The organism is Agromyces sp. P1_H4, assembly GCF_056405255.1.
Genome location: NZ_JBFUCL010000110.1, coordinates 1 through 10,418 on the forward strand (window position 1 = coordinate 1; position 10,418 = coordinate 10,418).

A 10,418-nucleotide genomic window follows, 5' to 3' on the forward strand; every position below is an offset into this window, starting at 1 on the left:
CGCTCGCCGGCGCGGTCGGGGTGGCCGGCGCGGTGGGCGTGGCGGTCTGGGTGGGCGTCGCGGAGGTCGCCGGCGGAGTGGTCGGCGTGGTGCCGCCGCCCGTGCAGGCGGTGAGGAGCAGGGCCAGCGCGCTGGCGGCGAGCGCGGACGTGGCGGTTCCGGCGATGCGGGTCACGGGTTCAGGCTAGGCCGGTTACCGCCGGCTGGGGTCAACGGATGCGGCGTGGCATCCGTCGCACTACCCTGTTGGGCGAACGGGCTGTACCAACCCGGCGAGGAGGTCGAGCATGAGCGACAGCAGGGGACGCGACCAGGACCCGCCCGACGAGCGCGGGGTCGCCGACAGCGCGCGCGAGCAGGCGCGCCTCAAGGAGGAGCACGCCCGCGAGCTCGGCGTGGACCCGTTCTGGGAGGGCGCGAACATCACCGAGAGCGACGGTCCCGACCTCGAGGCCGGCGACGACCTCGACCTCGGCGGCGGGCACCGAACGCCGCGCGACTAGCGGTGTCGGCGGCATCCGTCGCCTTCGCATGAGGTCCGTCACAACTTCGCGGCCTGCGGGGTCGTAACTCGTGACAGGTCCGGTCGAGTCGTGAGAGAAGAGCGGGAGCACTGGGTTTCAGGCGGCCTCCATCCCCCCATCGGAGGTTGCGCCAAGCAGACCACGGCTGGTCCCACCCGCCACCGAGACCTGATCACCACGGATGCCGCATGGGCGGCCCGTGGCGTCGGCGCGGCGGCATCCGCTCGGCGTCTGAGGCATCCGCGCGCCGTCTGAGGCATCGGCCTCGCCGTCTGAGGTGGCCGCGCACCGTCTGAGGTACCTGCCGGCCTGCGTGCGCGTGAAACATAGGGCACCCGCCCGATACGGCGACCCCACCTCAGCGAGGAGTCTGATCTCAGCGGCCGGAACATGACCGCGAAGGCCCGAAGGGATCGGCACCATGGAACTCGCATACGTCTTCGTCGCACAGACGCTCCAGACCCACGACGAGCTCGTCGCAGCTCGCGTCAACGAGCAGCGGCGCATCACCGCCGAGCGTCGCGCCGATGACGGCGAGCGGTCGTTGCAGCGGCACGGCCAGGGGCTCGGGCACCGGTTCGCCGAGTGGCGGCGCGGACGCCAGCACGACCCCATTCAGGGGCTGCCGGTCGCGCACTGACAGGGCGGGTGCTCACGAGTCCGAACCTGCCCGAAGAGGGGTGGTGCGCGCCCTCGCCGAGCGAGGCCGAAGTCGAGTAGCCTCCGCTCATGGGACGCACGATCGTCGCAGCGCTGCGGCAGGTCATCGATGACTTCGCCGACGCCGGCAGCACTGACCCGATGGCGGTGTCCGCGAGCACCGAGCTCGGGCTGGCCGTGCTCCCGCTGCTCGCCCTCGTGGGGTCGCTGACGGCTGCGGTCTGCGTCGGGTCGCTCGTCGTCGGGTGGCTTCGCAGGCCCGATCGCGGCACGAGCCTCGCGGTCACCGACCCCGAGACCGCGGGGCTGCTTCCGGTCGGGTTCGTCTCGGGCGCCGCGGCGGGGCGGTGGCTGCCGGCGACCGTCATGATGCTGGCGGCCAACGGGGTCATCGGCATCGAGGATCGGCGCCGCATCCGGAGCGGTGATGGGGAGGCCGCTGGCGCGGCCGATGCGGCGGATGCCGCGGGGCAGGCCAAGGACATCCACCTCGTGTACGACGGCGAGTTCCCGTTGTCGGTGTTCCGCACGGATGCCGAGGCGGGCGACCGCTCCGACGGAACCCTGCTCGCCATGCTCGCGCCGGGACTCTCGGGCGGGTCGCTCATGCTGCGGCCCGGGGCGAGCGTCGACGTCGACCGCGTCGTGAAGGACAACGGGCCGCTCCTGACGGTGACCCGCGAGGGATTCCGCGACGCTGCCGGCTGGTATCGCGAGCGGCGCCCGGGCGGCCGGCTCCGGGCGGCGACCATCGGCGGCATCGCCGGCCTGGGCTTCGGCCTGCTCGCGCTGAGCTTCGGGGACGATGCCACGAACTCCATCGCCTGGAGCGCCATCCTCATCGGCGGGGTGTCGCTGCTCCTGCGCGTGTTCCTCCCGCGCTTCATCCCCCTGAACGACGCCGGACTGCACCTTCGCGAGCGGGCAAACGAGCTCCGCGAGGTCGTCGCGGGCACGGAGGTCACGACGGCTGCGATGGGCCAGAAGCTGCTGCCCTGGGCGGTGCTCTTCGACGAGGCATCCGTGCTGCGCCGCTTCGCCGAGGAATCCGAAGCGTCGGATGACCCGCCCGCCTGGTATCGCTCGACCGCGCCGTTCTCGGCCGAGCGCCTCACCTCATGCCTCACCATCGTGTCGACCCAGCTGTCGCAGCCCATCGTGGTCGGCGGCGGTGCGCTCAGGCGGAGCGAGGACTCGCGCTTCGGCGTGCCGATGATCGGGGACACCCGATGGGGGTGGGGTGGCGGGTACTTCGCGGGCGACGGCGGAGGGGCGTGGGCGTCCGGCTTCGGAGGCGGGGACGGGGGCGCGTTCGGCGGCGGCGGCGGGTTCGACAGCGGGGGCGGCGGTGGCGGCTTCGGCGATGGCGGCGGGTTCGGCGGCTTCGACGGCGGTGGCGGCGGAGGAGACGGCGGTGGGGGGAACTGAGTCGCGGGGAACTGAGTCGGGGCGAACTGAGTCGGAGGACTTGTCCTCCACAGGCCGCGATCCACGCACCGAATACACAGGCTGACCGGCGCTTTTCGGGCCAGTCCGATGTCAGTGGTGCCCGTGAGAATGGTCCTATGACCGGCATACCCGACGCGCTCGAGCAGCTCCGCTCGAGGCTCTGCGACGTGCTCCGGTTCGATGAGGCGTCGTGCCTGCGCGACGACGAGCTCCTCGCCGTCGTGAGCGCGCTCGAGGCGCTGGGTCGCGTCGTCGATGCGCGTCGAGCGGCGTTCGCGGGCGAGGTCGGCGAGCGCTCGCGCGTCGAGCTCGGCGACCAGCGCCTCTCCACGCGCCGTGGTTGCCGGTCGGCCGCCGAGCTCCTCGAACGGGTCACGCAGGTCTCGGCATTCGAGGCGCGACGCCGCATCTCGCTCGGGTCGGCCACTCGGGCGCGCGTCGGCTTCTCGGGCGAGCCGATCGAGCCCGAGTTCCCGCAGGTCGCTGCGGCGCTCGCCGCGGGAGAACTCGGGGCGGATGCCGCGGGCACGATCATCCGCGAACTCGACCGAGCGCGTCCCCACGCAGACCCGGTCGAGTTCGCGGCCGCCGAGCAGGCGCTGGTGGGCGAGGCGCTCGGGCGGGGCGACGGCGGGCCGGTCCGCTGCACCTCCGACGAGCTGCGGGTGCAGGCGCAGGCGTGGTCGACGTTCCTCGATCAAGACGGCCGCGAGCCCGACGACGAGCGTGCGATGCGCCGCCGCGGGCTCCGACTCGGTCGAGCGCGCAACGGACTCGTGCCGCTGACCGGTGAGCTCATGCCCGAGGTCGCGGCGAGGCTCACACGACTCTTCGATGCGCATCTCTCGCCTCGCGCCGGCCTCGGCTTCCACACCGACGACGAGCGCGCGAGCTTCGCCGAGTCGGGCGAGCAGCGCACCGCCGATCAGCAGCGCCACGACGTGCTCGCGGCGGCGCTCGACACCGCCGCCCGGTCGGGCGAGCACCCGACCATCGGCGGTGCAGCGCCGACCGTGCTCGTGAGCGTGCGTGCCTCCGACCTCGCGGCCGAACGCGGCGTGGCGCACGCCGACGGTGTCGACCTTCCGATCTCGCTTCGCGCGGCGCGGCACATGATCTGCACGGGCGGCACCCAGTCGGTGGTCTTCGACGACGACGGCCGCATCATCCGGCTCGGTTCCCCCGAGCGTTGCTTCACGCCGCACCAGCGTCGGGCGATCACCGTGCGCGATGGCGGATGTCTCATTCCCGGGTGCTCCGTGCCCGCCGCCTGGTGCGAGATCCACCACGTCATCCCCGACGCCGACGGCGGCCCGACCCACCCCGACAACGGCGTGCTCCTGTGCTGGTTCCATCACCGCACCATCGACACCTCGGGGTGGGCCATCCGGATGCTGCGGGGCGTGCCGCACATCCGCCCTCCCGCCTGGCTCGACCCGGGCGGCGGCTGGCGCCCGGTCACGAAGTCCCCGACGCGGCTCGCCGATCAGCGTGACCGGCGGCGCGAGAAACAGCCTGCGGCGTGACGGGGTGAGGGCGAGGGCATGAGGGGCGGCAGATGCGGAATGCGTGTTGCCGTGATGCGTGATGCGTGAGGGGAACACGCATGAGGGTGGGCGGATGCCGCGTGGCATCCGCCCACCCTGGAGGGGCCGCGGTGAGAAGGGGACTCGGCGCTACTTCACGCGCTTCAGCTTCTTCACCGCCTTCTCGACGAGCTTCGTGGCCTCCTTGACCTCGGACTTCGTCGCGGTCGAACCCGCTATCACGACTTCGCCGATCGCGACCGCCTCGTCGAGCGTGGCGAGCGAGGCATCCGTATAGAGCGAGCGGTCGACCGCGGCAGCCGACGCGAGCGCTGCCGCAAGCGCCGTCGTGTCGACCGGCACCGCCACCGACGCCGCCACGAGCCGCACGTCATCGAACACGCCCCACGCACCCGCCGACAGCGCGAACGACGCCGCGATCTCGACGACCCCGTCGGCACCCACGACGACGTTGGGCACCACGGCGGTGTGGAACTCGTTCCACGCCGTGAACGACAGCGGCGCACTTACCGTGCCCGCCGACGTCGTCGCCGACAGCACGCGCGAGTCTCCCGCCGGCGAACCCGTGCCCTGCGTCGTCGCCTGCAGCGAGTAGGTGCCCGCCGGCACGCCCGTGATGCGCTGCCTGGACGACGCCGTGTAGGGGGTGCCGTTCCAGAACGTGACGGCGTAGTCGCCGTCCGACGCGTCACCCGTCTGCGTCCGAGCGGCCGGCCCGGTGAGGGTCCAGGCGCCCAGGTCAGCCGACTCGAACGACCCGTTCTGCACGAGGTTCGCCGCGAGTACGGTGACCGACGCCTCCACGGCGAGCCCCGTCGAAGTCATGCCCGGGATCGTGTACTCGCCCGGCCCCCGGATCCACGACACGGCCTTCGACCACGCGACCGACGGATGCTCCGTGGTGCCGTCGTTGTAGGTGACCGTGATCGTGGCGGGCAACGACACCGGCGTGCCATCCGTCACCGACAGCGCGACCTGCTCGACCGACACGATCTCGCGCGGAGCCACCGCGCCCGTGCGCGCGTACTCGAACGTGCGCAGCGACTCGACGGGCGTGCCGTCCCACGCGAAGAGGGCCTGGTTGTCCCACGCCGACCCGCCGTAGTACTCGCCCACGTGCACCGGGTCGTAGTCGGATGCCGCCGACGTCGCCCAGCCCGATCCGTCGCGCTCCCACAGCAGCCGGTTCGCCTCGACCGCCGACGGCGGACCGACCGGAAGCCACGCCGGCTCCCAATAGAAGACCCCGATGCCCGCGTCGCCGACGGCCGACACCGCCGCGATCACGTCGCGCAGCGCGGTGGCCTGGCCCTGCACGCTCGCCGGGTACTGGTCGGTGATGGTGTCGGCGCCGATGACGTTCGGGTAGCCGTCGCCGTCGTCGAGCGTGCGCGCCCACGACGTCTCGGCCACCATGACCTGCTTGCCGTACGTCGTCGCGATCTGCGACAGCACCGCCGTCAGGTTCTCCGCCGTGCCGTGCCAGTACGGGTAGTACGAGCTCGCGAACACGTCGTAGTCCACGCCGAACGACGCGAGGCCCGCGGCATACGTCGCGTAGCGTCCGGGCGTCTCGGGGTTCGTGAAGTGCACGGCCACGAGCGCGTCGGGCAGCACCTCGCGCACCGCCGCGCTGCCCGCCGAGACGAGCGCCGCGAACTGCGCGTCGATCGCGGTGCCCGCACGGGCGTGCCCCGCGATGCCGTTGTTCGTCTCGTTGCCGACCTGCACCATGGAGACGTCGACCCCCGCGTCCTCGAACGACTGCAACGCGTCGGCCGTGAAGTCGTGCAGCGCGGTGACCGTCTCGGCATCCGAGAGTCCCGCCCACGCCTTCGGCGCGAGCTGGCGAGCGGGGTCCGCCCAGAAGTCCGAGTAATGGAAGTCGACGAGCACGCTGAGCCCCGCGGCGGTGGCCCGCTCGCCGATCTCGACCGCGCGTGCGACATCCACGTTGCCGCCGCCGTAGCCCCGGCCCGAGGCGTCGAACGGGTCGTTCCACACGCGGATGCGCACCGTGTTCACACCATCGTCGGCGAGCACGTCGAACAGGTCGGCCGGCGCCCCGGACTCGTCGCGGAACACGACGCCGCTCTCCTCGAGCGACAACACGCTCGAGACATCCACGCCGTTCACGAAGTCGGACGCGAGTCCGTCGACCTTCTGCACGAAGATGCCGGCGTCGACGGGGCCGTCGCCTGGGGCGGCCTGGTCGGATGCCCCGGTCGATTCGGATGCCACGGCCGCCGACGCGCCCGCGGGCACCGCGACCAGGGTGGCGAGCGCCGCCGCGAACGCGACGACCCCCGCTCGTCTGAACTGTCTCTGCACGATGCGTGCTCCCTCTGGGTTCGGCAGCCTCGAGGGTCGCCGCCCCGGAGGGCGAACGGGTCCGCGACGCTGCGGTGTCGTTCCGTCCGGGTGGACCGAACGCGGTGGTGCTGTGGGTATGGAGTTGTGGGTGGCGGTGGTGAGCTGTGGCAGTGAGCCGTCAGCTCGCGGCGGCCGCGGCGCCCGAAAGCCGGATGACCCGCGTCGCGCCCGACCGCACGAGCGTCGCGGCATCCGTCACGTCGCCGGTCGCGACATCCGTGCCCGGCGCATCGATCACGGCATCGCGCTCGGCGTGGTTGATCGCGACGAGGTAGCGCGTGCCGTCGTCGGCGACCCGGATGACCCGCTCGAGCCCCGTCGGCGGCGGCACGACCGTCAGCCCCGCGTCGGCCAGCACGTCGTCGATGAAGGCGCCGAGCGTGGCGCCTTCGTACCGCGTCGAGAGGTACCAGGCGGCTCCGTCGCCGAGCGCATTTCGCGTGATCGCGGGTCGTCCGGCGGCCGGTCCGTCGATGAAGTGCTCCACGGATGCCGCGCCCTCGAGCACGATCTCGTCGGTCCAGACCGTGCCCGCCGCCCCGCCCGTCACGGCGACGCGCCCGCCCTCGCGGAGCGGCTGGAACTCCTCGATCGTGAGCCCCAGCACGTCGCGCAGCCGGCCCGGGAACGGCCCGGCCGGCACCGCGTCGAACTCGTCGACGATGCCCGAGAAGTACGACACGGCGAGCACGCCGCCGCCCTCGACGTAGGCGCTCAGGTTCGCCGCCGACGCCTCGTCGAGCAGGTACAGCGACGGCGCGAACACTGCCGCGTAGCCCGACAGGCCCTGCGACGGGTGCACGAAGTCGACCGTCACGCCGAGCTTCCACARCTCGGCGTAGAACGCCTCGAGCCGCTCCCGGTGCGAGAGGTCGACCGACGGCCGCCACTCGAGTTCCTGCGCCCAGAACGACTCCGTGCTCCAGACGATGGCGACGGATGCCTCGACGCGGCTGCCGCGCAGCTCCGACAGGTCGCCCACCAGGTCGCCGAGCGAGACCACCTCGTTCCACACCCGTGACGAGCGCCCGGCGTGCGGGAGCATCGCGGAGTGGAACTTCTCGGCGCCGAACCTGCTCGCCCGGAACTGGAAGAACATGATCGCGTCGGCGCCGCGCGCGAGGTGCGACATGCTGTTGCGCGCGAGCTCGCCGGGCCGCTTCGCGACGTTGCGCGGCTGCCAGTTCACGGCCGACGTCGAGTGCTCCATGAGCACCCACGGCCTGCCGCCGGCGAGCGAGCGGGTGAAGTCGGCGTCCATCGCGAGCATCACGTGCGCGTCGGCGCGCGAGGCCGTGAGGTAGTGGTCGTTCGACACGAGGTCGACCTCGGGCGCCCAGCGCCAGTAGTCGATCGCGGGGCAGCTCGTGGCCATGAAGTTCGTCGTGATCGGCTGCGTCGCGTGCCGGCGGATCGCGTCGCGCTCGAGCACGAAGCACTCGAGCAGCGCGTCCGAGCTGAACCGCTTGAAGTCGAGCTGGTGCGCCGGGTTCGACACGCTCGCCGACTGCCGCGGGGCATCCACTTCGTCCCAGGCGCCGTACACCTGGCCCCAGAACGTCGTGCCCCACGCGGCGTTGAGGGCGTCGAGCGAGCCGTAGCGCCGCTCGAGCCAGCGCCGGAAATTGAGCACGGATGCCTCGTCGAAGCTCTCGGCGACCGGCGCCCCGTACTCGTTGTGCACGTGCCACATCACGACGGCGGGGTGCTGCGCGTATCGCTCGGCGAGCTTCTCGGCGATGGCCGCGGCCGCGCGCCGGTACTCGGGGGAACTCGGCGACACGATGCCGCGCGAGCCGAATCCGAGCATCACGCCCTCGCGGGTCACGGGCCGCGCCTGCGGGTACGCCTTCCAGAACCAGGCCGGCGGCACGGTCGTGGGGGTGCCGAGGTCGACGTCGATGCCCGCTCCCGCGAGCAGGTCGAGCACCTCGTCGAGGAACGAGAAGTCATACGCGCCCTCGCGCGGCTCGAGCAGCGCCCACGAGAAGATGCCGACGCTCACCAGGTTGACGCCCGCCTCGCGCATGAGCTCGATGTCCTCGAGCCAGGTCTCGCGCGTCCACTGCTCGGGGTTGTAGTCGCCGCCGAAGCGGATCGCCGAGGTGCCGGGAATCCAACCGCTGCGCGCGGCGGCGTCCGCGGCGGCATCCGGTGCGGTGGCCGTGGCCCCAATGGCGGCGGCATCCGGTGCGGCAGCCGTGTCCGGCGCGGTCTTCGAAGGCATGGAGCGTTCTCCCTTGAAACTGTGTGCGGTCACAGTTGTAACACAGCAGCACTGCACTGCACCATCGGCAGACTCAGGAGTTGACACAAAAGCTGGGCTGTGCGTTACTGGGATCGCTCACAGGCACAGCGCAGTCCTTCTCGATCGCGCACCGCCCACGGGCATCCGCAATCACAGCTTTCGACAAGGAGGACGAATGCGTGCAGCATTCCGCACCGGCGCCATCGCCGCCGTTGCAGCCGCGGCGCTGATCATGACGGGCTGCTCGGCCGACACCGGCTCAGGGGGCAGCGCCGACGACCCGGTAGAGCTCACCTACTGGGCCTGGGCGCCCAACCTCGACAAGGTCGTCGACCTCTGGAACGACCAGAACCCAGACATACAGGTCACCGTGAACAAGCAGGACGGCGGCGACCCCGCGATCACCAAGCTCCTCACCGCCATCAAGGCCGGCAGCGGCGCACCCGACCTGATCCAGGCCGAGTACCAGAAGATCCCCACGCTCGTCTCGAGCGACGCGCTCGCCGACCTCGCGGGCACCGACGCCGCCGACCTGTCGGGCGACTTCCCCGACGGCGTGTGGGACTCCGTCACCCTCGGCGGCGACGCGCTCTACGCGATCCCGCAGGACACCGGCCCCATGATGTTCTTCTACCGCGACGACATCTTCACGCAGCTCGGCCTCACCGTGCCCACCACGTGGGACGAGTACGCCGCGACCGCGCGCGCCCTGCACACCGCAGACCCCACGAAGTACCTCGGCACGTTCTCGTCGAACGACGCCGGCTGGTTCACCGGCCTCTCGCAGCAGGCGCAGGCCGAGTGGTGGTCGATCGACGGCGACGCCTGGGGCGTCGGCATCGACGAGGAGCCCACCCAGCAGGTCGCCGACTACTGGGGTGGACTCGTCGAGGAGGGCGTCATCGACAACAAGCCGATGTACACCCCCGAGTGGAACGCGGCCCTCAACGACGGCACGCAGGCCGGCTGGCTCGGTGCCGTCTGGGGACCCGGCGTGCTGAGCGGCAACGCCGCCGACACCGCGGGCCTCTGGAAGGCCGCGCCGCTGCCCAACTGGGGCTCCGACGTGTCGAACGGCAACTGGGGCGGCTCGTCCACGGCGGTCACCTCGCAGTCCAAGAACGTCGACGCCGCGGTGAAGTTCGCCACCTGGCTGAACACCGACCCCGAGGCGGTGCAGGCGCTCGTCACCGAGACCGGCATCTACCCCGCGTCGACGGATGCCGCGGCATCCGCCCTCACCGAGGCGCCCGAGTTCTTCAGCAACCAGCCCGACTTCTACGACGTCGCCGCCGAGGCCGCCCAGGCCGTCGCGCCGTTCCAGTACGGCCCGAACGTGAACGTCACGTTCAGCGCCTACAACGACGAGTTCGCGAAGGCCGCCGAGTCGAAGACGCGCCAGGCGTTCCTCGACGCGGTCGCCGCGATGCAGCAGATCACGGTCGACGACCTCGAGTCGAGCGGCTTCACCGTCGTGAAGTAGCCGACGGCGAGGGGGTGCCGGATGCCGGTGCCCCCTCGTCCCGGCCACGAGCCCCTCGCTCAGGCCAACGACAGGACCAGGAAGGACCCGACGATGACCGCAACGGTCGCAACCCGGCCCCCGCGCAGCGGCGT

The 10,418-nt window shown here is 71.7% G+C and carries 7 protein-coding genes; 5 read left to right on the forward strand and 2 right to left on the reverse strand.

Annotated elements, in window-relative coordinates; translation table 11 throughout:
* The first annotated feature begins 287 nt into the window (after positions 1-287).
* The 4 genes from AC1DY2_RS08885 to AC1DY2_RS08900 all read left to right on the forward strand — a co-directional run bounded on the left by AC1DY2_RS08885 (position 288) and on the right by AC1DY2_RS08900 (position 4,159).
* On the forward strand, positions 288-503 hold the full coding sequence (locus AC1DY2_RS08885) for a hypothetical protein (RefSeq protein WP_476762084.1): 216 nt from the start codon (positions 288-290) through the stop codon (positions 501-503).
* Between the two features lie 442 nt (positions 504-945).
* Positions 946-1,164 carry a hypothetical protein gene (locus tag AC1DY2_RS08890; RefSeq protein WP_476762085.1) on the forward strand — a complete coding sequence of 73 codons (219 nt, stop codon included), beginning with the start codon at positions 946-948 and terminating at the stop codon, positions 1,162-1,164.
* Positions 1,165-1,253: 89 nt separating this feature from the next.
* Positions 1,254-2,612: a hypothetical protein gene (locus AC1DY2_RS08895; RefSeq protein WP_476762086.1), complete on the forward strand. Its 1,359-nt coding sequence runs from the start codon at positions 1,254-1,256 to the stop codon at positions 2,610-2,612.
* Positions 2,613-2,749: 137 nt separating this feature from the next.
* Entirely contained in the window at positions 2,750-4,159 is a 1,410-nt protein-coding gene (locus AC1DY2_RS08900; RefSeq protein ID WP_476762087.1) for an HNH endonuclease signature motif containing protein, read from the forward strand.
* A 150-nt stretch (positions 4,160-4,309) separates the two neighbouring features.
* Here the strand turns inward: AC1DY2_RS08900 and AC1DY2_RS08905 are convergent, their stop codons facing one another.
* Both AC1DY2_RS08905 and AC1DY2_RS08910 read right to left on the reverse strand, forming a co-directional pair.
* Positions 4,310-6,511, reverse strand: a complete 2,202-nt coding sequence (locus AC1DY2_RS08905; RefSeq protein ID WP_476762088.1) for a glycosyl hydrolase 53 family protein — start codon at positions 6,509-6,511, stop codon at positions 4,310-4,312.
* 160 nt (positions 6,512-6,671) lie between these two features.
* On the reverse strand, positions 6,672-8,780 hold the full coding sequence (locus tag AC1DY2_RS08910; protein WP_476762089.1) for a beta-galactosidase: 2,109 nt from the start codon (positions 8,778-8,780) through the stop codon (positions 6,672-6,674).
* A 196-nt stretch (positions 8,781-8,976) separates the two neighbouring features.
* On the opposite strand from AC1DY2_RS08910, the gene AC1DY2_RS08915 reads away from it, so the two are divergent.
* Positions 8,977-10,284 (forward strand): ABC transporter substrate-binding protein, encoded by a 1,308-nt coding sequence (locus tag AC1DY2_RS08915; protein ID WP_476762090.1) that lies wholly within the window; start codon positions 8,977-8,979, stop codon positions 10,282-10,284.
* Positions 10,285-10,418: the final 134 nt, after the last annotated feature.

What these genes read in the sequence shown, in the direction of transcription:
- AC1DY2_RS08885 (WP_476762084.1), top strand. Translation starts at nt 288, where the DNA reads ATGAGCGACAGCAGGGGACGCGACCAGGACCCGCCCGACGAGCGCGGG.
- AC1DY2_RS08890 (WP_476762085.1), top strand. Translation starts at nt 946, where the DNA reads ATGGAACTCGCATACGTCTTCGTCGCACAGACGCTCCAGACCCACGAC.
- AC1DY2_RS08895 (WP_476762086.1), top strand. Translation starts at nt 1,254, where the DNA reads ATGGGACGCACGATCGTCGCAGCGCTGCGGCAGGTCATCGATGACTTC.
- AC1DY2_RS08900 (WP_476762087.1), top strand. Translation starts at nt 2,750, where the DNA reads ATGACCGGCATACCCGACGCGCTCGAGCAGCTCCGCTCGAGGCTCTGC.
- AC1DY2_RS08915 (WP_476762090.1), top strand. Translation starts at nt 8,977, where the DNA reads ATGCGTGCAGCATTCCGCACCGGCGCCATCGCCGCCGTTGCAGCCGCG.